We start from the raw sequence: 25,329 nt of genomic DNA, 5'->3' as shown, positions 1-25,329 counted from the left end.
TACTCTCATTGCCGTTTTTCCGATTCGGCGCGAACCGCCGCGTCATCGCAGCATTGCGCATGACCGGCTCGCAAATCGCAATCGGACTACCTGTCATGTGTTTTTGCATGAACATGCCTCGCCGCCATGAGCGGCGCGCGCAACGAACGTTCATGCTATGGAGTGGTTTTGAAAGCACCAGCAACGGAAGACTGGGTCGCACGCAGCCTCAAGGCCGTGTGGCATCCATGCACGCAGATGAAGCACCATGAGCGCCTGCCGCTCATCCCCGTGGCGCGCGGCAGCGGCGCCTGGCTCTACGACCGCGCGGGCCGTCGCTATCTCGATGCGATCAGCTCGTGGTGGGTCAACCTGTTCGGCCACGCGAATCCGCGCATCAACGAAGCCCTCAAAGCCCAGCTCGATACGCTCGAGCATGCGATGCTCGCGGGCTGCACGCACGAACCTGCGGTCGAGCTCGCGGAGCGGCTCTCGCATCTCACCGGCGGCACGCTCGGCCACGCGTTCTTCGCCTCGGACGGCGCATCGGCCGTCGAGATCGCTCTGAAGATGAGCTTCCACTATTGGCGCAATCACGGCAAAAGCGAAAAGCGCGAATTCGTCTGCGTGCAGAACAGCTATCACGGCGAGACGATCGGCGCGCTTGGCGTCACCGATGTCGCGCTGTTCAAGGACGCGTACGATCCGCTGATCCGGCATGCGCATGTCGTCGCGTCGCCCGATGTGCGCCAGGCGCTTGCGGACGAAACCGCGGCCGATGTCGCACGCCGCGCGCTCGAAAGCGTGCGAGCGCTCTTCGAAGCGCGCGCCGCGCAGATCGCCGCGGTGATCGTCGAGCCGCTCATCCAATGCGCAACCGGGATGGCGATGCACGACGTGTCGTATGTCGCGGGCTTGCGCACGCTGTGCGATCAGTACGGCGTGCACCTGATCGCCGACGAGATCGCCGTCGGCTGCGGACGCACCGGCACGTTCTTCGCGAGCGAGCAGGCGGACGTGTGGCCCGATTTCCTGTGCTTGTCGAAGGGCATCAGCGGCGGGTATCTGCCGCTGTCGATCGTGCTGTCGCGCGACGAAATCTTCGCGGCGTTCTACGACGACGACACGACGCGCGGCTTCCTCCATTCGCACTCGTACACCGGCAATCCGCTCGCATGCCGCGCCGCGCTCGCGACGCTCGGCCTGTTCGCGAGCGACGATGTGCTCGCCGGAAACGCGAGGAAATCGGCGCTGCTGCGCGAGGCGCTGACGCCGCTCGCGACGCACGAATCGGTGCGCCATTTCCGTCAATGCGGAACGATCTTCGCATTCGACGCCGTGCTCGAAGGCCCTGTCGCGAAGACCTTCTCGCGCCGCTTCTTCGAAAAGGCGCTCGCCAAGGAACTGCTGCTGCGCCCGATCGGCGCGACGGTCTACCTGATGCCGCCATACATTCTGGATGCCGAAGAAATCGCGCTGCTCGCTGAACGCACGCGCGAGACGTTCGAAGCCACGTTGCAGGAGGCATGCTGATGTTCCTCCTCGACACGCTGGAGCAAGGGCTCGCCGATCTCGACGCGCGCGGCCTGCGCCGCCGCCGGCGCATCGCCGAAACGCCGTGCGATGCGCATATGAATGTCGACGGGCGCGAGATCCTGGGCTTCGCGAGCAACGACTATCTGGGTCTCGCCGCGCACCCGGCGCTCGCCGCCGCCATGGCTGACGGTGCGGCGCGTTATGGCGCGGGCAGCGGCGGCTCGCATCTGCTCGGCGGTCATTCGCGCGCGCACGTGCAGCTCGAGGACGATCTCGCCGAGTTCGCAGGCGGCTTCGTCGATGCGCCGCGCGCGCTGTCGTTTTCCACCGGCTACATGGCGAACCTCGCGACGATCACCGCGCTCGCGGGCCGTGGCACGACGCTCTTTTCCGACGCGCTCAACCACGCGTCGCTGATTGACGGCGCGCGCCTGTCGCGCGCCGACGTGCAGATCTATCCGCATGCCGGCACGAACGCGCTGGCCGCGATGCTCGAAGCATCCGACGCCGCCGTGAAAGTGATCGTCACCGACACCGTCTTCAGCATGGACGGCGACGTCGCCCCGCTCGCCGCGCTTCTCGCGCTCGCGGAGCGGCACGGCGCGTGGCTCGTCGTCGACGACGCCCACGGCTTCGGCGTGCTCGGCCCGCAAGGGCGCGGCGCGCTGGCCGCCGCCGCGCTGCGATCTCCTCATCTCGTCTATATCTGCACGCTCGGCAAGGCCGCGGGCGTGGCAGGCGCGTGCGTGATCGCGCACGAGACGGTGATCGAATGGCTGCTGCAGCGCGCGCGGCCGTACATCTTCACGACGGCGTCACCACCCGCGGTCGCGCATGCGGTATCGGCAAGCATCAAGATCATCGCGGGCGAGGAAGGCGACGCGCGGCGCGCGCATCTCGCGACGCTCATCGAGCGCACGCGCGCGATGCTCAGGCAAACGCGCTGGCAGCCGGTCGACTCGCATACGGCCGTGCAGCCGCTCATCATCGGCTCGAACGAGGCGGCGCTGGCGGTCGCCGCGCGGCTCGACGAGGCTGGCTTGTGGGTGCCGGCGATTCGTCCGCCGACCGTGCCTGTGGGCACGTCGCGCTTGCGAATCTCGCTGTCGGCGGCGCATTCGCATGACGATCTCGCCCGCCTTGAAACCGCGCTCCGGCAACTCGGCGAAATCGAGGTGCCCGCATGAGCATGAGCGCGCCGCTTTCACTCTTCGTCACCGGCACCGACACCGAAATCGGCAAGACGCTCGTTTCCTGCGCGCTGCTGCGCGGCTTCACTCGCGCGGGCTTGCGCGCCGCCGCGATGAAGCCGGTCGCCGCCGGCGCCTTCGAGCGCGACGGCGCATGGCACAACGAAGACGCCGATCAGCTCGACGCCGCCGCCAGCGTGCTGCTGCCGCCCGGAATCCGCACGCCGTACCTTCTGAAAGCGCCCGCCGCGCCGCATATCGTCGCGGCTCGCGAAGGCGTCACACTCGATATCGAGCGTATTGTCGAATGCCATGCGCAAGCGCAAAAGCAAGCGGACATCGTCGTCGTCGAGGGCGTCGGCGGTTTTCGCGTGCCGCTCGACGATGCGCACGACACCGCCGATCTCGCGCTCGCGCTGAACCTGCCCGTCGTGCTCGTGGTCGGCATGCGGCTCGGCTGCATCAGCCACGCGCTGCTCACGGCCGAAGCGATCTCGTCGCGCGGCCTGCGCATCGCGGGCTGGGTCGCCAATCGAGTCGACCCGGCGATGCGCTTCGCCGGCGAAAACATCGACACCCTCCGCCACTGGCTGGAGCGCGAGCATCGCGCGCCGCTCGTCGGCGTCGTGCCGCATCTTGCCGCGGCCGCGCCCGGCGCGATTGCCGACGCCGCCGCCGATTGCCTCGACACCGCCGCCATATTGGAAACGCTGCGCACCCTGCAGCGCTGAACCCCTTTCGACTCTTTGCCTACAAGGATTGACGACATGACCCAACACCAAGCCGAGACCGCGACGAACGCTGCCGCAGGCGCCGCGAATGCCGCCGGCGCGCCGGCACGCTGGCGCGTGGCGGACGTCGCCGCGCTCTACGACCTGCCGTTCAACGACCTGTTGTTCCGCGCGCAGCAAGTGCATCGCGAACATTTCGACGCGAACGCCGTCCAGCTCTCCACGCTCTTGTCGATCAAGACCGGCGGCTGCGAAGAAGACTGCGGCTACTGCTCGCAATCGGCGCATCACGACACGGGCCTGAAGGCCGAAAAACTGATGGACGTCGACACGGTGCTGGAAGCGGCACGCGCCGCGAAGGCCAACGGCGCGACACGCTTCTGCATGGGCGCGGCATGGCGCAATCCGAAGGAGCGCCACATGGAGCCGCTGACCGCGATGGTGCGCGGCGTGAAGGAGATGGGCCTCGAGACCTGCATGACGCTCGGCATGCTCGAAGATGCGCAAGCGAAGGAACTGGCCGGCGCCGGGCTCGACTACTACAACCACAACCTCGACACGTCGCCCGAGTTCTACGGCCAGATCATCTCGACGCGCACCTACCAGGATCGCCTCGACACGCTCGAGCGCGTGCGCGACGCGGGCATCAACGTCTGCTGCGGCGGCATCATCGGCATGGGCGAATCGCGCCGCGAGCGAGCGGGCCTGATCGCGCAGCTCGCGAACATGAACCCGTATCCGGAATCGGTGCCGATCAACAACCTCGTGGCGATCGAAGGCACGCCGCTCGAAAAGACCGAGCCGCTCGATCCGCTCGAATTCGTGCGCACGATCGCGGTGGCGCGCATCACGATGCCGAAGGCGGTGGTGCGGCTATCGGCGGGACGCCAGCAGCTCGACGACGGGATGCAGGCGCTGTGCTTCCTGGCCGGCGCGAATTCGATTTTCTACGGCGATCAGCTGCTGACGACGAGCAACCCGCAGGCTCAGAAGGATCGCACGCTGCTGGCGCGGCTCGGCATTCGCGCCGAGGCTGCGCAGCAGATGCCGGTGGAAACGGCGCAGACGTGCGAGCGGGCGAAGACGGCGAACTGAGCGCCGCTTGAAGTGGTTGGTCTAACGCTTCCCGGCCCGCCTAGCGCACAGCCGTAACATTGTTTGACTTTTGTCCGACGAAGACTCGTGCCTTTGGCAGCGAGTCTGACTCATCGGACGGCCATTCTGCGGACGGCCTGCCAATAATCGTTGCAAACACAACGGACCACGGCGAGGCTCCCGAGAATGATTTATCTTGGACCGTACTGCGACAGCGACTACGAGAACCGAAAGCACACCCATCTCTTCTGGCGAAGCGTTCAGATACCGATCTACGTGAGCGTGCGGAATCCGCGCATGTTCGACCCGGCCCGATGCTATTGCTTTGGGACTCACAGGCACTTCGCTGAAGTCTCCTCCGGCGAAGTCGAGGACATTACCCGGGCAATGAAGGTGGCCCGGATGGCATTCCTTCGAAGCAGTCTGAGCACCTCCGATACGTGTTTTGACCACGATGTGCGGGCCTTGCTCGCCCGCCTCGACGACCATCCTCCGATCTGGCAGATGGATACGCGCCAAGTCGCCCAAGCCGTGCTCGACGCGGTGAAGCGCGGCGATCTGATCTTCGAACCCGATCATGCCGACCTGCGAGCCTGCGTCAAGGCCATACAGGAGAGCCGGAAAGAGCGGGAAGTGCCAGCGGCCCCGCCACGGCAATCCGACACGCCATCGCCTGCGCAGGTGCTGTACGGCAACGCACCGCGCGTTCCCCAGAACCTTGATACGCCGTCATACTCTCCCAAAACAGGAACGCCGCTTGGTGACGCGCAACCGTTCCAGTACAGCGAATCCGTGCCGGGTGGCGATGTGCAAGACTTGGCTGCACGCAGCGTGAGCGAGGCAGATGAGGCGGAGTGCTTTGCTCAGTACGAGCGTGATCTGGACTTGTGCAATGCACTTGGCGGCCCGATGGGCGGTGCGCGCGGCAGCGCGCTATGCAAACAGCAGGCATTTCAGAACTATCAACAGTGCAGAGGTTATTGATGGCAGCTCATCCGCCGTATTCCGTGGTTTTAACTTACGCAGAAGACCGCCAGAGACTCACGGTGCAAACCGTCGACCCCGCCAAGTTGGCCCCACTCGTCGCCGGAAAGATCGAAATCCCGATTCTTCTCGACGAGTACGATTTCAAGCTCGACGACGAATTCGCGCGACGGCTCGGGGTTGCGATGCTCAACCTGATTGCACTCGGCCAGCCGGACATCAAGCAGTACATGTCCGTCACACAAGAACCGATCAATAAGCCTTCGTCTCGATAGCGCATTGTCCGTTGCACAAAAAAGCCGACCCTCGCGAGTCGGCTTGTGTGCCCGTCTTTCCGCACTGCCGGTTCGTGCTGCGAACGCGCGAGTATCCGAATGACAAAACGCTCCCGAGCCACCGCGATTTTTATAGCGAAGACAGCCACGAGGAGTCGCCTAAAAACCAGCCCCACCGTAAGCCAATCGTCATCACATCCCCGCCGCAAACGTTTCACATAATTTTCTTACCGTCTCTTCACACTTAGCCGTCCGCCGACGAGCCGGCGCATTCCCGACGTCAGCCGCCGCTCGCAGCAACGCCGCAATGCCCCCCGAAATGTGGAGAGACAACGCATGCGCCTTCGAACGACGGTCACGCTTTCCATCGCCGTGCTCTCGAGCATCGGCCTCTGGGGCTGCGGCCCTGACGACTCGGCTTCCCCGCTCGCCACGCCAGCCGCCAACGCGCAGCAATCGGCTCCGAACGTCAGCCAGAACGCGAGCGCCGATACCGGCACGGCAGCCAGCGCCGCAGCCAATTCCGGCACCACCAACGTCGCCTCCGCTCAGTCCAGCGCATTTCCGGCCGAACCCGCCCCGGTCGCCCCAGTCGTGCACTACGCACCGGAGTCCAGCGCCAACTGACAGAACCCAGCCGCCCAGCAAGCCGCCTCCTTGCGAAGCGAATCTCCCGCAGCAGCAGACCCAGCAGAAGGTGAACCCCAAATGACCTCGAATAGCCGACGCCGTTTTCTGCAAACCGTAGCCCAGTCCGCGGGCGCCGCCGCCGCGATGACCGTGTTCCCCGAATCGATCCGCCGCGCGCTCGCCGTGCCGGCGGCATCGGGCACGGGCACGATCCGCGATGTCGAGCACATCGTCGTGTTCATGCAGGAGAACCGCTCGTTCGACCACTACCTCGGCCATCTGCCCGGCGTGCGCGGCTACAACGACCGCTTCCCGATCCCGCTGCCGAACGGTCAGCCGGTGTGGAATCAGCCGTCGAAGGAAAACCCGGCGCAGCCGGTAGTGCCGTTTCACCTGAACACGCAGACGACGAGCGCGCAGTGCGTCGGCGACCTCGACCACTCCTGGTACAAGACACAAGCCACCATCAACGGCGGCCGCTACGACCAGTGGCCCGCCAACAAGACGGACCTGACGATGGGCTACTACCTGCGCTCGGACATCCCGTTCCATTACGCGCTCGCCGACGCGTTCACGGTCTGCGACAACTATTTCTGCTCGCTGCCCGGCCCGACGCACCCGAACCGCTCGTACCTGATGACGGGGATGGTCGACCCGACCGGCACGCAAGGCGGCCCGCTGCTCGACAACGCCGACTATGTCGACGGCGACGGGCCGCCGAAGTACGCGCTGCTCTCGTGGACCACGTATCCGGAGCGGCTCGATGCGGCCGGCATCTCGTGGCAGGTCTACCAGCAGGGCCTGACGGGCGCCGATCCGCTGAACGGCAACTACGGCACCAACGTGCTGATGAACTTCCAGCAGTACATCAATGCGCCGGTGGGCTCGTCGCTCTACAACCGCGCGATGACGGTGCGCACGATCGACCAGCTCAAGGCCGATGTGCAGGCGAACAACCTGCCGCAGGTCTCGTGGCTCCTGCCGCCGGCCGCGTATTCGGAGCATCCGCAGTACACGCCCGCCTACGGCGCGGAATACCTGTCGACGATCCTCGATGCGCTCACGTCGAATCCCGACGTCTGGAGCAAGACCGTGCTGCTCGTGATGTACGACGAGAACGACGGCTACTTCGACCACATCGTCCCGCCGCAGCCCGCGACGACGCGCGCGCAGGGCCTCTCGACGGTCACCGTCGAAGGCGAGATCCACAACGTCGTGAACCCGCTGCGCGGCGGCAGCTACACTGCCGACGGCTTCCCGTACGGCCTCGGCCCGCGCGTGCCGATGACGATCGTCTCGCCGTGGACCAAGGGCGGCTTCGTCTGCTCGCAGGTGTTCGATCACACGTCGGTGATCCGCTTCATCGAGGCGCGCTTCGGCGTGAACGAGCCGAACATCACGCCGTGGCGCCGCGCCGTGTGCGGCAACCTCGTTTCAGCGTTCGATTTCCGCACGCCCGACGCGACGATGCCGCCGCTGCCCGACACGAGCAACTACAAGTCGATCGCCGACAACCAGTGCGCGAACAACCCGAAGCCGGCAGTGCCGGCAACGCCGGGCGCGGTCGATCCGCAGGAGCCGGGCACCCGCTATGCGCGAGCGCTGCCGTACGAGCTGCACGTGAACGCGCACGTGAAGGCCGAGGACGGCAAGTTCAACCTCACGTTCGCCAACACCGGCGAGCACGGCGCGCACTTCTACGTCTACGCGACGAACCGCACCGACGGCCCGTGGCGCTATACGGTCGAAGCACACAAGTCGCTGCACGATGCGTTCGACCTGTCGGCGACGTCGGGCGCCTATGCGTTCACGGTCTACGGTCCGAACGGCTTCGTGCGCCAGTTCACGGGCACGGTGGCGCAGAACGCCCAGAACGAGCAGGGCAACGCCCACGGTCACGTCGCGCGTCCCGAAGTCGAAGCGGGCTATGACATCGCGAACGGCAACCTGTACCTGCGCATCGTGAATCGCGGCAAGGCGCCGATCCAGCTGACCGCTGTGGACAACGCCTACGGCGCCCAAACGCGCAGCTTCAACCTCGCGCCCGAAAGCCAGACCGAAGCGCGCTGGGACCTGCGCGGCAGCCATCACTGGTACGACCTGACGATCTCGGACGGATCGAACGGCACGTTCCTGCGCCGCCTCGCCGGTCACATCGAGACCGGCCGCCCGAGCTTCACGGACCCGGCCGCCGTCGCGCCGGTGACGACGCTCGGCAGCCTCGGGTAACGACGTCGGAAAATGCAGACAGCCCCCGCTAGAAACGGGAGCTCGATGACGGTCCCGCCGCGCTCAAGCTCCGGCGAGCGCGTGCGGGGCCAACTCGACCGGCTCGTCGCCGTGAAAGCGCAGCGGCGCGGCGCAATGCACGAGCGTGTCGATGAAATACTTCGCGCGCGGCCACGGCCCGAAGCCTGCCGCGACATTGATATGCCCCGCGTCGCCGAGATTCACGAACGCGCTCCCGAGACGCCGCGCCAGCTCGCGCGCATCGGCGAGCGGCATCCACGGATCGGTTTCGCTGCCGATCACGATCGAGGGCACGCCTAGCCGCCGCGCCTCGAACTGCCCCGCAAACGCAAATTTCTTCGGACTCGCAGGCGCGACGAACAGCACGCCGGCGACATTCGCCGCATGCGTCCCCTGCGCGAACGCGTGCGCGGCCGCCAGGCACCCGAAGCTGTGCGCGGCGAGCACGACCGGCCCCTTCTCGCGCGCGAGAAGGTCGCGCACAGCCTGCGACCACGTCGCGAGATGCGGCGCATCCCAATCGGCCTGCTCGACGCGCAGCGAGCGTGCGAATTGCCGCTCGAGCCAGGTCTGCCAGTGCGCGCCCTCGCTGCCGTGAAGGCCCGGTACGGTCACGAGGCGCGGCGGCCATGTCGATTTGCTGCATGCAAGCATGTGCGCCTCCCGGCGAGGAATCCGAGTGGGCATTCTCGCGCCCGCGTCTTGCTTGCCGAACCAATTTTTTGTGCTTTGGTTATCGGCAAACAGGGACCGCCGAGCGCCCCGGCGCCGCACGCCGCGCGCGGCCTCTCCCGAAAAAGTAGAATGAAGCCTGTTCTTAACGGAGTGGCTTCATGCCGGCACCCTCCTCGTCCGCCTCGCACAGCGCGCGATCACTCGAAACGATATGAAGATTCTGTTCTACACGCCGCATGGCGACGCGTCCGCCTGGCTGCGCGACCTGGCCCAGGCGCTGCCGCGCGCCGAGCTGCGCGAATGGCAGCCGGGCGACTCCGCGAACGCCGATTACGCGATCGTCTGGCGTCCGCCGCGCGAGCTGTTCACCGCGCGGCCCGGCCTGCGCGCGGTGTTCAATCTCGGCGCCGGCGCCGATGCGATTCTGGCGCTCGAAGCGGCGCATCCGGGCACGCTGCCGCGCGACGCGGTGCTCGTGCGGCTCGAAGACACGGGCATGGCCGCGCAAATGGCCGAATACGTGACGCATGCGGTGCTGCGCTACCTGCGCCGCTTCGACGAATACGAGCGCCTGCAGGCCGAGCGCCGCTGGCACGTGCTCGAGCCGCATCCGCGCCGCACCTTCACCGTCGGCGTGCTCGGGCTCGGCGCGCTCGGCGCGCATGTCGCGAAGACGCTCGCGTCGTTCGGCCTGCCGGTGCGCGGCTACAGCCGCGGCGAAAAGCGCATCGACGGCGTGACGGCCTACGCAGGCGCCGATCGGCTCGACGCGTTTCTCGACGGCGTGAAGGTGCTCGTGAACCTGCTGCCGAGCACCCCCGACACGCACGACGTGCTGAACCGCCGCACCTTCTCGAAGCTCGCGCGCGGCGCGTATCTCGTGAACGTGGCGCGCGGCGCGCATCTCGTCGAAGAAGACCTGCTCGACGCGCTGAAGGACGGACAGATCGCCGCCGCCACGCTCGACGTCTTCCGCAACGAGCCGCTCGATCCGGAGCATCCGTTCTGGCGCGAGCCGCGCATCACGATCACGCCGCACAGCTCGGCCGAAACGCTGCGCGAAGAAAGCGTGCAGCAAGTGGCGCAAAAGATTGCGGCGCTCGAACGCGGCGAAGCGATCAGCGGCGTCGTCGATCTGGCGCGCGGCTACTGACACATCACGCATCGCACTCACCTTCCAAGCATCCAGGAGACAAAAACCATGTCGATCCCCAGCGCAGTGAAGATCGTTGAAGTCGGCCCGCGCGACGGGCTGCAGAACGAGAAGGAATTCGTGTCGACGGCCGTCAAGATCGAGCTCGTCAACCGGCTTGCGGCAGCGGGCTTCAGGAACGTCGAGTCGGCCTCGTTCGTGTCGCCGAAATGGGTGCCGCAGATGGCCGACGGCGCCGAGGTCATGAACGGCATCGAACGCCGCGCGGGCACGATCTATTCGGTGCTGACGCCGAACCTGAAGGGCTTCGAAGGCGCGCTCGCCGCGCGTGCCGGCGAGATCGTCATTTTCGGCGCGGCCAGCGAGGCCTTCTCGCAGAAGAACATCAATTGCAGCATCGCGGAGAGCATCGCGCGCTTCGAGCCGGTCGTCGCCGCTGCTAAGGAGCACGGCCTGCGCGTGCGCGGCAGCGTGTCGTGCTCGCTCGGGTGCCCGTATCAAGGCGAGGTGCCGGTGGCGTCGGTGGTCGATGTCGTCGAGCGTTTCGCGGCGCTTGGCTGCGACGAGATCGATATCGCCGACACGATCGGCGTCGGCACCCCGAAACGCACGCGCGAAGTGTTCTCCGCAGTCACGCAGGCATTCCCGCGCGAGCGGCTTTCCGGGCACTTCCACGATACCTACGGCCAAGCGCTCGCGAACATCTACGCCGCGCTCCTCGAAGGCATCGAGATCTTCCACGCCTCCGTTGCGGGGCTCGGCGGCTGCCCGTATGCGAAGGGCGCGACCGGCAACGTCGCGACCGAAGACGTGCTGTACCTGATGAACGGCCTCGGCATCGAGACGGGCATCGATCTCGACCAGGTGGTCGCGATCGGCGATTTCATCTCGACCTCGATCGGCCGGCCCAACGTGTCGCGCGCAGGCAAGGCGTTGCTCGCGAAGGCGCGCAGCCAGCCCGCGTGCTCGTGAGCGTGCTGCCTGCGGCTCACTCATCCATTCAACGATACGAACGATCGCTCCATGTCCGGCATAGCCATTTCCCCATCGAGCGGCGACGACGCCCTCCCTGATAGCGCCCGCCGCGTCGCGCAATTGCTGCGCGAGCGCGGGCACGCCAAGTCCGTCGTGATGCTGCCGGAGACCGGCAAGACTTCGGCCGAAGCCGCCGCGGGCCTCGGCTGCTCGGTCGCGCAGATCGCGAAGTCGATCCTGTTCCGGCGCCGCGAAGACGATGCGCCCGTGCTGGTGGTCGCGAGCGGCGCGAATCGCGTCGACGAGAAGAAAGTCGCGCAGCAAGTCGGCGAGATCGCGCGCGCCGACGCGAAGTTCGTCCGCGAGAAGACGGGCTATGCGATCGGCGGCGTCTGCCCGATCGGGCACGCCACACCGCCCGTCACGCTGATCGACGCCGACTTGCTCGAGCTCGACAGCCTGTGGGCCGCGGCGGGCCATCCGCACGCGGTGTTCAACCTGTCGCCGCAAGAGCTCGTCGCACTGACGGGCGCGCCGGTGGCCGACGTGGCGTTGCGCGACGCATGACGAATTCCGCCGAAGCCAATCAAGCCGAGACCGCACTGCAAACACCGCCGGCGCCGGCCGTGCCGTCGCCGTGCATCAACGTGTGCCGGATCAACCCGGAAACGCAATGGTGCGACGGGTGCCTGCGCACGATCGACGAGATCCGCGCCTGGTCGCAAAGCGACGACGACGCGAAGCGCGCGATCCTGGCGCAGACCGATCTGCGCCACGCATCGCTGATGGACAAACGGCGGGTGAATGCGCCATGAACGAGCCGTCCCGCGTGGTGCAGATCGGCGAGACGTGCAGCAGCACGCTGACGCTGCCGCTCGAATCGATCAAGTCGTTCGCGACGCTCGTCAACGACCTGAACCCGCTGCATCACGACGAAGCCTACGCCGCACAAAGCCGGTTCGGCGGGATCATCGCGTCGGGCACGCAGCCGGTTGCGCATTTTATGGCGCTGCTTGCCACGCACTTCACGAAGTACGCGCAGTCCCTCGGACTCGAGTTCGATTTCAAGCTGAAGAAAGCCGTGCACGCGGGCGATACGCTCACGCTGAGTTGGCGTGTCGTCGATGCCTATTGGAAAGAGAGCCTGAACGGCGATCTCGTGACGCTCGAAGGCAGTGCAGTCAACCAGCGCGGCGAAACCGCGCTGCTCGGCGCGGCCACGATTCTCGTGATGCCTGAAGAAGCCAAGCGGCCAGAAGATTGAGCGTCCGCCCGGCGCGCCGCGAGAACGCCGCGAAAAACGCCGCACAGCTTTGCATGGGACCAGAGTAACGCGCTAAAGCGCGAACTCCGGTCGACAAAAAAGAAAGCCGCGCGCCTGAAATGGCGTGCGGCGGAATTTTTGACGTGATCAGCGTCCATATCGATAATACCGGCCACCCCACCTGGAACGCATCGGTAATTTCCCTACAGACTGCTGACGTTTTGCCTCGAAGCGTCTTTTGCCTGGCTTGCGCTGGCGCTATTTCACCAGCGCTCGAATTGACGAAGCGCCCTGTACGGATGCCACGCTCCGGCAAATTGCTTCGAAATCCAGAACAATTCTTACGGCCCCTTACGTCGACGATAACCGCCGCTGCGGCACGATGCGCCAGCCGAGATTCACGCCCGCTGCCGCAAGCAGGATCAACGCCGCTCCCGCGACTTGAATCCAAGCGAGGGACTGCCCGAACGCGATGCGGTCGACGACGATCGCAACGATCGGATAGATGAACGACAGCGCGCCCGTCATCGCCGTCGGCAGCTTCTGGATCGCGCCATACAGCAGCACGTAGATGAGGCCGGTATGGACGACGCCGAGCGTCGCGAGCTGGAACCAGTGCACGCTCGCCGTGGGCAGCGCGTCGAAGCCCACGAGCGGCGCAAGCATCAACGCGCCGAGCACGGTCTGGATCAGCGCGATCAGATGCGGCGGCGTGCCCTTGAGCCGCTTGGTGATGATCGACGAGATCGCGTAGAGGAAGGCCGCGCCGAGCGCGAGCGCAACGCCTTCGAGGTACTCGCCCGGTATCGCCAGCACGGCAGGCTCCACGCGCACGACGAACACCAGCCCGATGAACGCCACGACGAGCCATGCGATCATCGATGGCGTCACGCGCTCGCGGAACACAATCGCGCCGAGCGCGACGAGCATGAACGGCTGGGTGTTGTAGACGGCGGTCGCCATCGAGATCGACGCGCGCGAGTAGGCGGCGAACAGCAGCAGCCAGTTGCCGACGATCGCGGCGCCGGCGAGCGCGACGAGCCCGAGCATGCGCCACGAGACAAGCTCGCGGCGGATCAGACCGAGCGCGAGACAGATGACGAAGAGCGTGGCCGCGCCGAACACGCAGCGGAAGAACACGACGTTGACGGACGATTGCTGCGACGAGACGACCAGCCAGCCGATCGTCCCCGACATCAGCATGGCGGCGCTCATTTCGGCGGCGCCGCGGCGGATTTCCTGGGTAGCCATGACGGACTCTCTTTTCCGGTTGCCCGGTTTTCACTCGATGTCACCGAGTGTAGAGATTTCGATCGCCGCAATACATGGCTAAACTAAGGCAACGACGCAACGTCAGCTAATAATCGAAGGTGAAAATGCCAAAACGCCTTTATTCCGCCGCCGCGCTCGACGAAACGGACCGCGCGCTGTTGTCCGCGCTCGCCGAAGACTCGCGCATGGCGGTGAGCGAATTGGCCCGCCAGGTCGGGCTGTCCGCGCCGAGCACGGCCGAGCGGCTGCGGCGGCTCGAAACGCAAGGCGTGATCGAGCGCTACACGGTGCAGATCGACCCGCGCGCGCTCGGCTACACGCTGCAGGCGATCGTGCGCGTGAAGCCGCTGCCCGGGCAACTGCACCTGGTCGAGGAGGTGCTCCGCCGCATTCCCGAGTTCGTCGAATGCGACAAGGTGACGGGCGACGATTGCTTCGTCTGCCGCCTGGTGCTGCGCTCGATCGAGCAGCTCGACGAGATCCTGTCGAAAGTCACCGAGCGCGCCGAAACGAGCACGGCGATCGTCAAGTCGACGCCGGTCCCGCGCCGCCTGCCGCCGCTCGCGCCGCCGGAACTCGAAGAAGAGGCGCGTCCGGCGGCAGCAGGCGCGAAAACGGCATCGGCCGCCGCGGCATCGGCTGCTGCGCCTTCGCCCGCCGCGCGCTCGCGCACCAAGCGCTAGTCAGCTTTCCGCCGGCTCGTTCGCCTCGAAGAACGACAACATCTCGGCAACGAGTTCGCCGGGCGCCTCTTCCGGAATGTAATGCCCGCACGGCAGCGCCCGCCCGCTCGCGTCGCGCGCCACCCGCCGCCACTCGGCGAGCGGATCGAAGCACAGCTCGATCACGCCCTCCTCGCCCCACAGCACGCGCAGCGGACAGCCGATCTTGTGACCGCACTCCTCGTCGGCGCGGTCGTGCTCGAGATCGATCGTCGCCGACGCGCGGTAGTCCTCGCACATCGCATGCACCGCGCCCGGCTGTCTGAGCGCGTCGCGATAGGCCTCGAGCGCGTGCGGTGCGAACGGCGCGAGCCCCGCGTGGCGGCTGCCCATCACGCGCTCGACGTAGACATCGGGATCCGCGCCGATCAGCTTTTCCGGCAGCGGCTCGGGCTGGATCAGGAAAAACCAGTGGAAGTATTTCGTCGCGAAGGTGCGGTCGGTGCCTTCGTACATCGCGAGCGTCGGCGCGATGTCGAGCAGCATCAGGCGCTCGACGGCCTCCGGATGATCGAGCGCCATCCGGTGCGCAACGCGCGCGCCGCGGTCGTGCGCGCAGACGAGAAACTGCTCGAAGCCGAAATGGCGCATCACGGCGACCTGGTCGGCGGCCATCGCGCGCTTCGAGTACGGCGCGTGCGTGGCGTCGCTCTCCGGCTTGCCCGACGCGCCGTAGCCGCGCAGATCGGTCGCGATCACCGTGAAGTGCTGCGCGAGCTGCGGCGCGCAACGATGCCAGATCATGTGCGTCTGGGGATGACCGTGCAGCAGCAAGAGCGGCGGCCCCGAACCGCCCTTGACTCCGAAGATGTCGACACCCGCAACATCGACGCGAAACGGCGTGAAATCCGGAAAGCCCATGATGTTCCCTTTTTTGTCGTAATCGGCCTTCGCATTTTAGGAGCGGATCGTGACGCCGCGCCGTTCGACTGGGCACGAAAGCGTAGAACCAGAGCACTCCCTCCAGGTCGCTACCGCTCTGCACATCAGCCGAATTCCCCTATAATCGAACGACCGTTCATTTTGAATGCGCTGCAGCGGAAATGCTCAGACGGATTACGTCCCAGGCCTTTCGGCCGGCTGCATCGTCCGCCACGCATCGCTACACTCATATCGCCGAGCATGTCCGCGCACCTGCCGGCAGCCTATCAAAGGAGACAGCGTCATGGCCTTGCCCGCCGCCTTGCAAAATCTTGCACTGCCCGTCGTCGCTTCACCGATGTTCATCGTCAGCTATCCGGAACTCGTGCTTGCGCAGTGCAAGGCGGGGATCGTCGGCTCGTTCCCGGCGCTGAACGCCCGGCCGTCCGAATTGCTGGACGAATGGCTCACGCAGATCCAGGAAGCGCTCGCCGCGCACCAGGCGGCGAACCCGGGCGCGACCGTCGGCCCGATCGCGGTGAACCAGATCGTGCATCAGTCGAATGCGCGGCTCGAGCACGACGTACGCGTGTGCGTCGAGCACAAGGTGCCGATCTTCATCACGAGCCTGCGCGCGCCGGCCAAGGAGATCATCGACGCCGTGCACAGCTACGGCGGCATCGTGCTGCACGACGTGATCAACCTGCGCCATGCGAGCAAGGCGCTCGAAGCGGGCGTCGACGGCCTGATCCTCGTCGCCGCGGGCGCGGGCGGGCACGCGGGCACGACCTCGCCGTTCGCGCTCGTCGGCGAAGTGCGGCGCATCTTCGACGGCCCGATCGTGCTGTCGGGCGCGATCGCCAACGGCGGGTCGATCCTCGCCGCGCAGGCGATGGGCGCCGATCTCGCCTACATGGGCACGCGCTTCATCGCAACGCGCGAAGCCCACGCGGTCGAGGGCTACAAGCAGGCGATCATCAACTCGAACGCGGCCGACATCATCTACACGAATCTCTTCACCGGCGTGCACGGCAACTACATCCGCGAGAGCATCGTGAGCGCGGGGCTCGACCCGGACGCGCTGCCCGAGTCGGACAAGTCGAAGATGAACTTCGGCGGCGACAAGGCCAAGGCGTGGAAGGACATCTGGGGCGCGGGGCAAGGGGTCGGGTTGATGAACGACGTGCCGAGCGTCGACGAGCTCGTGGCGCGCTTGAAGAGCGAGTACGAGGAAGCGAAGACGCGGCTCGCGATCGGGCGCTAAGCGCCGAACGAACGCCGCCGGGCTTCGGGCGTCAGCCGCCCGAAGCCGCGGCCGGCCCGCTCACATATTCCGCCGATACTGCCCGCCCACCTCGAACAGCGCGTGCGTGATCTGCCCTAGCGAGCAGACGCGCACCGCGTCCATCAGCACCGCAAACACGTTCTCGTCGTCGATCACAGCGCGTTGCAGACGTAGCAGCATCGCTGCCGATTCGCCTTCGTGCCGCGCCTGGAATGCTCGCAGGCGCGCGAGCTGGCTCTGCTTCTCCGCCTGCGTCGAGCGCTGCAGCTCGACCGGCGGCGGCGCCTCGTGCGGATGCCCCGACAGGAACGTATTCACGCCGACGATCGGATACGAGCCGTCATGCTTGCGATGCTCGTAGAGCATCGATTCATCCTGGATGCGTCCGCGCTGATAGCCCGTCTCCATCGCGCCGAGCACCCCGCCGCGCTCGGTCAGCCGGTCGAACTCGTCGAGCACCGCCGCTTCGACGAGATCCGTCAGCTCCTCTACGACGAAGCTCCCCTGATTAGGGTTCTGGTTCTTCGCAAGCCCCCATTCGCGATTGATGATGAACTGGATCGCCATCGCACGGCGCACCGAGTCTTCAGTCGGCGTCGTGATCGCCTCGTCGAACGCGTTCGTGTGCAACGAGTTGCAGTTGTCGTAGATCGCGATCAGCGCCTGAAGCGTCGTGCGGATGTCGTTGAAGTCGATCTCCTGCGCGTGGAGGCTGCGGCCCGACGTCTGCACGTGGTACTTGAGCTTCTGGCTGCGCTCGTTCGCGCCGTATTTATCGCGCATCGCCACCGCCCAGATGCGGCGCGCCACGCGGCCGAGCACGGTGTATTCCGGCTCCATGCCGTTCGAGAAGAAGAACGAGAGATTCGGCGCGAAGCCGTCGATGTTCATGCCGCGCGCCAAATAGGCTTCGACGTAGGTGAAGCCGTTGGCAAGCGTGTAGGCGAGCTGTGAGATCGGGTTCGCGCCGGCCTCGGCGATGTGGTAGCCCGAGATCGACACCGAATAGAAATTGCGCACGCCATGCTCGACGAAGTAGGCCTGGATGTCGCCCATCACCTTCAGGCTGAACTCGGTCGAGAAGATGCAGGTGTTCTGCCCCTGGTCTTCCTTGAGGATGTCCGCCTGCACGGTGCCGCGCACGTTTTGCAACGCGCGGGCGCGGGCCGCTTCGATTTCGGCGGCACTCGGCGCGCGGCCTTCGGCCTCGCAGCGTTTCGCGAGCGAGTCGAGCTGCTGGTCGATCGCCGCGTTGAAGAACATCGCGAGGATCGTCGGCGCGGGGCCGTTGATCGTCATCGATACCGACGTCTCGGGCGAGCAGAGATCGAAGCCGTCGTAAAGCGTCTTCAGGTCGTCGAGCGTGGCCACCGAGACGCCCGAGTTCCCGATCTTGCCGTAGATGTCGGGGCGCTCGTGCGGCTCCTCGCCGTAGAGCGTGACCGAATCGAAGGCCGTCGACAGGCGCTTCGCAGGCATCCCTTCCGACAGCAGCTTGAAGCGCCGATTGGTGCGCAGCGGGTCGCCTTCGCCCGCGAACATCCGCGTCGGGTCCTCGTTCTCGCGCTTGAACGGGAACACGCCCGCGGTGAACGGGAAGCAGCCCGGCAGGTTCTCCAGCGAAAGCCAGCGCAGCAACTCGCCCGGGTCGGCGAACTTGGGCAGCGACACCTTGCGGATCGAGGTGCCCGAGAGCGTCGTGACCGTGAGCGCGGTGCGAATCTCGTGGTCGCGGATCTTCACGACGTGCTCGTCGCCGGAATAAGCTTCGACGGTCTTCGGCCAGCCGGCGAGCAGCGCTTTTTCGCGCTCGCCGAGTTGGGCGTCGCGCGCGGCGATCAGGGTGTCGAGGGCATCGGCGGTTGCATCGCCTGCTTCGCGCAGCATCCGCTGCGACTCGCTCAACTGCCAACGCTCGCGCGCCGTCCACGCCTGCGCTTCGGTCCGCTTGCGATACGCCCGCACCGTCTCCGCCACCTCCGACAGATAGCGCACGCGCGCCGGCGGCACGATCGCGTGACGCTCGCTCGAACAGCGCACGCTCGTCGTCGGCAGCCGCCCGCCGCCGTCGCGCAAACCGTGCGCGGCCAGCGACGCCGCAACATGCTGATACAACGCCGTCACGCCGTCGTCGTTGAAGTGCGACGCGATCGTGCCGAACACCGGCAGCGCCTGAGGCGGCGTGCTCCACGCCTCGCGATTGCGCTGGACCTGCTTGGCGACGTCGCGCAGCGCATCGGCGGCGCCCTTGCGGTCGAACTTGTTGATCGCGACGCAATCGGCGAAGTCGAGCATGTCGATCTTCTCGAGCTGGCTCGCGGCGCCGAACTCGGGCGTCATCACGTAGAGCGACTGGTCCGCGTAGGGCACGATGCCCGCATCGCCCTGCCCGATGCCCGAGGTCTCGACGACGATCAGGTCCACGCCCGCCGCCTTGCAGGCGGCGATCGCGTCGGGCAGCGCTTCCGGGATCTCGGCCGCCGCGCCGCGCGTCGCGAACGAGCGCATGAACACGCGCGGCCCGCGGCCCCAGTCGCCGATCGCGTTCATGCGGATGCGGTCGCCGAGCAGCGCGCCGCCGGACTTGCGGCGCGAGGGGTCGATCGCGAGCACGGCGATCGTCAGCATGTCGTCGTAGTCGAGGCGAAAGCGCCGCACGAGCTCGTCGGTCAGCGACGACTTGCCGGCGCCTCCGGTCCCCGTCACGCCGAGCACCGGCACGCGCGAAGCCAGTCCGGCGGCTCGCTCGGCGAGCGCCGCGCGCGCGGCGGCGTCGGCGTGGCCGCTTTCGAGCGCGGTGATGAGCTGGGCGAGCTGGGGGAATCCGTCGGCGCCGCCGCGCGCGAGGTGCGCCAGCGCGTCCGCGCTAGGCGCCGCGCGCGGCGGCTTCGACACGCGCGCGATCATGTCGTCGATCATCCCTTGCAGGCCGAGCCGCTGGCCGTCCTGCGGCGAGTAGATGCGCTCGACGCCGTAGCGCTGCAGCTCGTCGATCTCGTCGGCAACGATCACCCCGCCGCCCCCGCCAAACACCTTGATCCGCTCGCCGCCGCGCTCGCGCAGCATGTCGACGAGGTAGCGGAAATACTCGACGTGCCCACCCTGGTAGCTCGACACGGCGACGCCGTCGGCATCCTCCTCGAGCGCGGCGTTCGCGACGTCGGCGACCGAGCGGTTGTGACCGAGGTGGATCACCTCGACGCCGCTCGCCTGGAGAATGCGGCGCATGATGTTGATCGACGCGTCGTGGCCGTCGAACAGCGCGGCGGCCGTGACGAAGCGCAGGCGCTGCGCGGACGGCGGCTTGTGGCCACTCGTGCGCTGCGGCATCGAAAGATCGGTCATGTCTCCCCCGGGATCGGCAGCTCTGCATGGGACCCGAGTCAGTGCTGAAGCAGTAACTCGGGTCGACAGCTCGTGCGGGCGTTTCTCGCAGTATAGGCAAACCGCGAGGGAGGTTTACGTGCGCGTCAAGACGCGGCCCCGGACGTCGCCGGGGCCCCTTCAGCGCGCCGCCGCCAGGATCTCATCGAACGACGGCCACAGCGAGCCGCCCGAAAAACGCTCGGCGATGAAATCGACGAACGAGCGCACTTTGGCCGACACATGACGCCGGCTCGCATAAACAGCGTGAATCGGCAGCTCGCGCGGCGGCACCGCGTCGACGAGAATCGGCACGATGCGCCCCTCGGCGATGTCTTCGCCGATCACCTCCGTGCCGAGCCGCGCGATGCCCGAGCCGGAAAGCACGACGACGCGCTGCGCCTCGAGGTGACCGACCACCAGGTTGCCGGCCAGCGCGACGCGCGGCGCGCCGGGGCCGCCCGGCAGCCAATCGAGGGACTGGGTGTTCGTGTACTGGACGAAGTTGTGCTTCGCGAGGTCTTCGACGGTTCGCGGCGTGCCGTGGCGGCGCAGATAGTCTGGCGAGGCGCACAGCACGATATGCGCGGTCGCGATCTGCCGCGCGATCAGCGACGACGACTTCAGGCCGAACGGCGACGCGCGGATCGCCACATCGAAGCCCTCCTCTATCAGCTCGACGACACGATCGGACAGCTCGACCTCGGTCGTCACCTGCGGATACTTCGCGCCGTAGTCGGAGACCGCGGCCATCACGTAGCGCAGGCCGAACGCCGACAGGCAGGACACCCGCAGCCGCCCCTGCGGCACGATGCTCGCCGCGCTGACGGCCTGCTCGGCCTCGTCGAGCTCGGCGAGCACCTGCGCGAGCCGCTCGTGATACTCGCGACCGGCCTCGGTGGGCGCGACGCGCCGCGTGGTCCGGTTCAGGAGCCGCGCGCCGAGCTGCTGCTCGAGATGCATCACGTGCTTGCTCGCCATCGCCGCGGACATCTCCATGCGCTCGGCCGCGCCGACGAAGCTGCCCACCTCGACGACATAGCGAAACACTTTCATGCTGACGAGGGTGTCCATGGCAATCGCTCGCAATAAGAATGAATCGTCCAGATTGCCGGGACTTTATCAAAACCCCATAGATAAAGAAAAACGGCGCCGAAGCGCCGTTTCCTCGAGAACCAACGAGTCGCGAGCGATCAAAACTTCGCGCGAATGCCAGCTCCGAAGGTGTTGCCGTCCGACAAGCCGCTCAGGCGGTCGTTCATATAGGCCGCGTAGACATCGGTGCGCTTGGACAGCGGGTAGTCGTAGCCGAGCGCCCAGGTCTTGCGCGTCTGGTCGAGGCCGCCCGCGTCGCGCGAGTAGGCGAACGAGGCCATCACCGTGCCCGGACCCACCGGCACCGTGACGCCGCCCTGGCCGGTGTTGACGTGCCAGCTGCCGACAGTCTCGTCGTTATGCGTGTACATGTACTGGCCGTAGAACTTCACGAACTTGAGGTCGTAGCTCGCGCCGACCTGGCCGACATACTGGCTCTTGAACGGCACCACGCTGCCGCCGAACGACACCGACGGCGGGCTCAGCAAGTCGCCCGGCGAATTGTTGAAGTTCACATACTGGAACACGCCGGTCGCCGCGAACGGACCATGGAAGTACAGGAACTGGGCGCTCCACTTCTTCGCGCCGTTTTGGCCGGCGGTATTGCCGAGCCCATACATCACGCTGCCCGAGAGGCCGTTGAAGTCCGGGCTCTGATACTGCACCGCGTTGTTCCAGCCCGAATCGCCGACCACGCCCGTATCCGTCGTATAGGTCGCGCCGCTCGGAATCGCCGTGTTGCCGAGGAAGGTGTGCCACACCATCGGCGAGAACTCGTACGAATCGATGAACGGGTTGAACAGGATCGTCGAAATGAAGAGCTGCGTCGTCAGGCGGCCCGCGGTGACGGTGCCGTAAGGCGACTCGATGCCGACGTATGCGTTGCGGGAGAAGAACGTGTCGCCGGTGAAGCGGCCGTAACTGCCGTTCTGCGGCAGGAAGAAGTCTTCCAGCGTGAAGATCGCCTTATAGCCGCCGCCCAGGTCTTCCGAGCCCTTCAAGCCCCAGTACGAAGTCGACATGCCGCCACCGGACACCTGCCAAGCGTTCTGCTGGCCAGGAAATTTCTGGTTGCCAACCCAGGTATCGACTTGGCCGTACAGCTGCACGCTCGATTGCGCGTGCGCCGCGGCGCCTGCGGCAAGCAAGCCGGCCACGGCTGCGCATTTGGCGCTTGTTTTCAGCGTACGGCTGACGATTGCTTTCATATGATCTCCTGTCTTTGTCAAAAGGTAAGCGTTGACGGGCGCGGGGGGCGGTTCGCGCGAACTGTCTGGTTGGCCGTTCGATCTGTCGATCCAGAGTTAGCGCTTCAGCTGTCGACCGGAGTTAGCGCTTCAGCACTTACTCCGGTCCCATGCAGCGCTGTCGATCCGGTTGTGGGCAAGGATCATCTTTACGGACCATTTTTCTGGACAAAAATAGGCTGGCTTATTGCGGGTATAGCTATCGCGTTAATTGCATTGGAATTTGTTTTGCATATCGAGGGCCGCACCCTCGACGCATCACGGGCATCTGCCCGCTATGCCGCGCCGGCTGCCGATCCAGCCGATTCGCGGGTACGGCGATATCGTCGCCGAAAGCGGCGGGGTCGCAATATTATTTTGAGAAACAGGGAGAGATCGACGCCGTTAGACGGGCTGCACGGCTAAAAAGTGTGGCGCGGTTGCGTCACTTTGACGGCCGCGGTGAAAGCGGCGCGACGCCCGTCAGTTGCGGTAGGGGGAAGGCGCGGGAGGACGCGGAACGTCGTTGGGAGGGCGCGGCACGAAGCGGTTCGAATCGCGTTCTTCGTTGTAGCGGGCGACGTCGGCGCGAATCGAGCCGGATCGCACGTAGGGCGGATTGGGATCCTGACGCTGGAACGGGCGGGGCACTTCCTCGCTGACCGGCCGGATCGGCGTGCCGTAGACAGGATCACGTCCCGCCGGCCCACCCGATCGCCCGCTCCACGGCGCGCCGCCATTGGCCGCGCGCCGGGCCTGGGCAGGGTTGCCGGCGCGGCGCTCGGCCGCATAGCTGCGCGCCTGCCCGCCGTAGCCGCGCGCACCGCCTCCGTAATACCCGTCATGCCCCATCCGCGGCGGCTGGGCATGAGCGAACGACAGCATGGCCACGCACAGCGCGCCAACCGCCCAACGCCCAAAGTTTCGAATACCCAATTCCGCCATGATCGATTCGTCAGCCAACCTTCCCAGAACGCCTGCACAAGCCCGGTGCGCAGCGTCATCCTGACCCGAATGCTCACACGACTGCGCTTTAGAGAGCCTGTCAGCAGTAATTTATGGGGGGCTCGAATGGGTGTCGAGGTAAAAAGTGTTAGACCTGGGGCATCGTTGTAACGCCTTGTTACTGCGCTGAATTTGCAGTGTTTTCCCTATATCGGCATGCCTTTTGCGCGCTCGGTTCGCGTACTGCGAAGGTCCTTTTTATCGCGGGCGACCAGGGAGGTTGGCGTGGTCATGCTTGTTGCATGCAGGCGACGCGCGAACGGATACGGGTCCCACGAAAATGGGCGCCAATTGGTGCATTCGCCGCTTTTCCTGTTGTTTGCACCCCATGCAATTCATTCATCAATCGACAATTTAAATGAATTTGTATTTTCAATAGCCTGACCGGACAATAGCGCCAATGCATCCGGGGCGAGGCAAGCACCCGCGGCGCAACCCTTTCCGGCAACACCCGCTTCGAGAATCAATCATGGCCCGCCCCAAATTCCTCCCCGACAACTTCACGCTGATGCTCGTCAGCACGGTCATCATCGCGAGCGTGCTGCCGTGCAAAGGCGAGGCGGCGGTCGCGTTCAACTGGATCACCAACATCGCGATCGGTCTGCTCTTCTTCCTCCATGGCGCGAAGCTGTCGCGAGAAGCGATCGTGGCGGGCGCGACGCATTGGCGCCTCCATGCGGTCGTGCTCATCAGCACGTTCGTCGCGTTTCCGCTGCTCGGCTTCGCGCTCAAGCCGCTGCTTTCGCCCCTTGTCACGCCCGCGCTCTATACCGGCGTGCTGTTCCTCTGCACGTTGCCGTCGACCGTCCAGTCGTCGATCGCGTTCACCTCGATGGCCAAGGGCAACGTGCCCGCCGCCGTTTGCAGCGCGTCTGCGTCGAGCCTGCTCGGCATTTTCATCACGCCTGCGCTCGTCAGCCTGACCATCGCCAATCAGGCGGCGGGCTCGGGCTCGGGGTGGCATACGGTCGGCAACATCGTGCTGCAGCTGCTGGTGCCGTTCGTCGCCGGGCAACTGCTGCGGCCCGTGATCGGCAAGTGGCTCGACCGCAACCGCGGCGTGCTCAAGATCGTCGACCAGGGCTCGATCCTGCTCGTGGTCTACTCCGCGTTCAGCGAAGCGGTCAACGAGGGGCTCTGGCACCACATTCCGCCGCTGGCGCTCGGCGGCCTCGTGATCGTCAACGCGGTGCTGCTGGCCGTGCTCCTCGGCATCACGGCGTTCGCCAGCAAGCGCCTGGGCTTCAACCGCGAAGACCAGATCACGATCATTTTCTGCGGCTCGAAGAAGAGCCTCGCCGCAGGCATTCCGATGGCGAAGGTCATCTTCGCTTCGCAGGTGGGCGCGGTGGTGCTGCCGCTGATGCTGTTCCACCAGATCCAGCTGATGGTGTGCGCCGCGCTCGCGCAACGCTGGGGCGCGCGCGACCTGAGCCGCGAACGCCAAGCCGCCGCGCGCGGCGCCGCTGCGCCTGCCCCGGCGCGCCGCTGATTCGTGCGGCGGTGCAAAGGACCGAGCCACGATATTTCCTCCATGCCTGTCAAACCAAGGACGCCGCCTCGCGGCGTTTTTTGTCATTTGACGCGAGCCGCGCGACGGCGTCGCGTCGGCCGGAAGTCATAGGGCGGCAGGCGCGGATCGCCATCGCCCGGATTGAATCGAGCCGGCGCTCGATCCGCCGCTTCGTAACCATTCGAAATAAATAGCCGCCATTCGTACGATTAATTCTCATGATTGGGGAGACTCAACTCATTACCGTTGC

22 protein-coding genes and 1 pseudogene are annotated in these 25,329 nt (G+C 66.0%); 16 read left to right on the top strand and 7 right to left on the bottom strand.

Translation table 11 applies throughout. The annotated features are described in order from the left end of the window. The first annotated feature begins 168 nt into the window (after positions 1-168). The 8 genes from bioA to FAZ69_RS10805 all read left to right on the top strand — a co-directional run bounded on the left by bioA (position 169) and on the right by FAZ69_RS10805 (position 8,649). A complete protein-coding gene (bioA, locus tag FAZ69_RS10840; RefSeq protein WP_439654760.1) occupies positions 169-1,512 on the top strand; it encodes an adenosylmethionine--8-amino-7-oxononanoate transaminase in 1,344 nt (447 codons plus the stop codon). Continuing rightward, on the top strand, positions 1,512-2,702 hold the full coding sequence (bioF, locus tag FAZ69_RS10835) for an 8-amino-7-oxononanoate synthase (protein WP_136894930.1): 1,191 nt from the start codon (positions 1,512-1,514) through the stop codon (positions 2,700-2,702). The genes bioA and bioF overlap by 1 nt, the downstream gene beginning before the upstream one ends. A gap of 2 nt (positions 2,703-2,704) precedes the next feature. Beyond that, complete coding sequence (gene bioD, locus FAZ69_RS10830) at positions 2,705-3,436, top strand: dethiobiotin synthase (RefSeq protein WP_136894928.1); 732 nt, start codon at positions 2,705-2,707, stop codon at positions 3,434-3,436. Positions 3,437-3,472: 36 nt separating this feature from the next. Next, entirely contained in the window at positions 3,473-4,531 is a 1,059-nt protein-coding gene (gene bioB, locus FAZ69_RS10825; RefSeq protein ID WP_136894174.1) for a biotin synthase BioB, read from the top strand. Positions 4,532-4,717: 186 nt separating this feature from the next. Continuing rightward, positions 4,718-5,515 (top strand): hypothetical protein, encoded by a 798-nt coding sequence (locus FAZ69_RS10820; protein ID WP_136894172.1) that lies wholly within the window; start codon positions 4,718-4,720, stop codon positions 5,513-5,515. Then, positions 5,515-5,790, top strand: a complete 276-nt coding sequence (locus FAZ69_RS10815; protein ID WP_136894170.1) for a hypothetical protein — start codon at positions 5,515-5,517, stop codon at positions 5,788-5,790. The genes FAZ69_RS10820 and FAZ69_RS10815 overlap by 1 nt, the downstream gene beginning before the upstream one ends. 336 nt (positions 5,791-6,126) lie before the next feature. Further along, positions 6,127-6,417, top strand: coding sequence for a hypothetical protein (locus FAZ69_RS10810; protein WP_136894168.1), 291 nt, complete (start codon positions 6,127-6,129; stop codon positions 6,415-6,417). 81 nt (positions 6,418-6,498) lie between these two features. Then, positions 6,499-8,649 carry a phosphocholine-specific phospholipase C gene (locus FAZ69_RS10805; protein WP_136894166.1) on the top strand — a complete coding sequence of 717 codons (2,151 nt, stop codon included), beginning with the start codon at positions 6,499-6,501 and terminating at the stop codon, positions 8,647-8,649. Between the two features lie 63 nt (positions 8,650-8,712). Here FAZ69_RS10805 and FAZ69_RS10800 read toward each other — a convergent pair whose 3' ends face one another. Next, complete coding sequence (locus FAZ69_RS10800) at positions 8,713-9,324, bottom strand: RBBP9/YdeN family alpha/beta hydrolase (protein WP_169708604.1); 612 nt, start codon at positions 9,322-9,324, stop codon at positions 8,713-8,715. A gap of 232 nt (positions 9,325-9,556) precedes the next feature. Here FAZ69_RS10800 and FAZ69_RS10795 point away from each other — a divergent pair, with 232 nt between their 5' ends. The 5 genes from FAZ69_RS10795 to FAZ69_RS10775 are packed head-to-tail and all read left to right on the top strand — an operon-like array spanning position 9,557 to position 12,737. After that, positions 9,557-10,498 carry a 2-hydroxyacid dehydrogenase gene (locus FAZ69_RS10795; protein WP_136894164.1) on the top strand — a complete coding sequence of 314 codons (942 nt, stop codon included), beginning with the start codon at positions 9,557-9,559 and terminating at the stop codon, positions 10,496-10,498. Positions 10,499-10,546: 48 nt separating this feature from the next. Next, positions 10,547-11,470: a hydroxymethylglutaryl-CoA lyase gene (locus FAZ69_RS10790; protein ID WP_136894162.1), complete on the top strand. Its 924-nt coding sequence runs from the start codon at positions 10,547-10,549 to the stop codon at positions 11,468-11,470. A gap of 51 nt (positions 11,471-11,521) precedes the next feature. Next, entirely contained in the window at positions 11,522-12,040 is a 519-nt protein-coding gene (locus tag FAZ69_RS10785) for a YbaK/EbsC family protein (protein WP_136894160.1), read from the top strand. Beyond that, positions 12,037-12,288, top strand: a complete 252-nt coding sequence (locus FAZ69_RS10780) for a DUF1289 domain-containing protein (RefSeq protein ID WP_136894158.1) — start codon at positions 12,037-12,039, stop codon at positions 12,286-12,288. The genes FAZ69_RS10785 and FAZ69_RS10780 overlap by 4 nt, the downstream gene beginning before the upstream one ends. Next, positions 12,285-12,737, top strand: coding sequence for a MaoC family dehydratase (locus tag FAZ69_RS10775; protein WP_136894156.1), 453 nt, complete (start codon positions 12,285-12,287; stop codon positions 12,735-12,737). The genes FAZ69_RS10780 and FAZ69_RS10775 overlap by 4 nt, the downstream gene beginning before the upstream one ends. A gap of 351 nt (positions 12,738-13,088) precedes the next feature. Here FAZ69_RS10775 and FAZ69_RS10770 read toward each other — a convergent pair whose 3' ends face one another. Further along, positions 13,089-13,988: a DMT family transporter gene (locus FAZ69_RS10770; protein ID WP_136894154.1), complete on the bottom strand. Its 900-nt coding sequence runs from the start codon at positions 13,986-13,988 to the stop codon at positions 13,089-13,091. Between the two features lie 125 nt (positions 13,989-14,113). Here FAZ69_RS10770 and FAZ69_RS10765 point away from each other — a divergent pair. Next, positions 14,114-14,575 (top strand): annotated as a pseudogene (locus tag FAZ69_RS10765) (Lrp/AsnC family transcriptional regulator); the annotation flags it as partial. A 117-nt stretch (positions 14,576-14,692) separates the two neighbouring features. Here the strand turns inward: FAZ69_RS10765 and FAZ69_RS10760 are convergent. Continuing rightward, positions 14,693-15,592 (bottom strand): alpha/beta fold hydrolase, encoded by a 900-nt coding sequence (locus tag FAZ69_RS10760; protein ID WP_136894150.1) that lies wholly within the window; start codon positions 15,590-15,592, stop codon positions 14,693-14,695. Positions 15,593-15,896: 304 nt separating this feature from the next. Between FAZ69_RS10760 and FAZ69_RS10755 the strand changes: the two genes are divergently transcribed. After that, a complete protein-coding gene (locus FAZ69_RS10755) occupies positions 15,897-16,856 on the top strand; it encodes an NAD(P)H-dependent flavin oxidoreductase (RefSeq protein WP_136894148.1) in 960 nt (319 codons plus the stop codon). 60 nt (positions 16,857-16,916) lie between these two features. On the opposite strand, the gene icmF is transcribed toward FAZ69_RS10755, so the two are convergent. The 4 genes from icmF to FAZ69_RS10735 all read right to left on the bottom strand — a co-directional run bounded on the left by icmF (position 16,917) and on the right by FAZ69_RS10735 (position 23,524). Beyond that, positions 16,917-20,222 carry a fused isobutyryl-CoA mutase/GTPase IcmF gene (icmF, locus tag FAZ69_RS10750; RefSeq protein WP_136894146.1) on the bottom strand — a complete coding sequence of 1,102 codons (3,306 nt, stop codon included), beginning with the start codon at positions 20,220-20,222 and terminating at the stop codon, positions 16,917-16,919. Positions 20,223-20,381: 159 nt separating this feature from the next. Then, entirely contained in the window at positions 20,382-21,314 is a 933-nt protein-coding gene (locus FAZ69_RS10745) for a LysR family transcriptional regulator (protein ID WP_136894145.1), read from the bottom strand. 119 nt (positions 21,315-21,433) lie between these two features. Then, positions 21,434-22,543 carry a porin gene (locus FAZ69_RS10740; protein ID WP_136894144.1) on the bottom strand — a complete coding sequence of 370 codons (1,110 nt, stop codon included), beginning with the start codon at positions 22,541-22,543 and terminating at the stop codon, positions 21,434-21,436. A 501-nt stretch (positions 22,544-23,044) separates the two neighbouring features. Then, positions 23,045-23,524, bottom strand: coding sequence for a hypothetical protein (locus FAZ69_RS10735; protein WP_240702179.1), 480 nt, complete (start codon positions 23,522-23,524; stop codon positions 23,045-23,047). Between the two features lie 511 nt (positions 23,525-24,035). On the opposite strand from FAZ69_RS10735, the gene FAZ69_RS10730 reads away from it, so the two are divergent. Continuing rightward, positions 24,036-25,058, top strand: a complete 1,023-nt coding sequence (locus FAZ69_RS10730; protein WP_136894142.1) for a bile acid:sodium symporter family protein — start codon at positions 24,036-24,038, stop codon at positions 25,056-25,058. The last annotated feature ends 271 nt before the right edge of the window (positions 25,059-25,329 follow it).

It is taken from the genome of Trinickia terrae (assembly GCF_005144415.1).
Lineage (GTDB): Bacteria > Pseudomonadota > Gammaproteobacteria > Burkholderiales > Burkholderiaceae > Trinickia_A > Trinickia_A terrae.
Note: the sequence above shows the minus strand (reverse complement) of the source record. Positions and strands in the feature narration are given on the sequence as shown.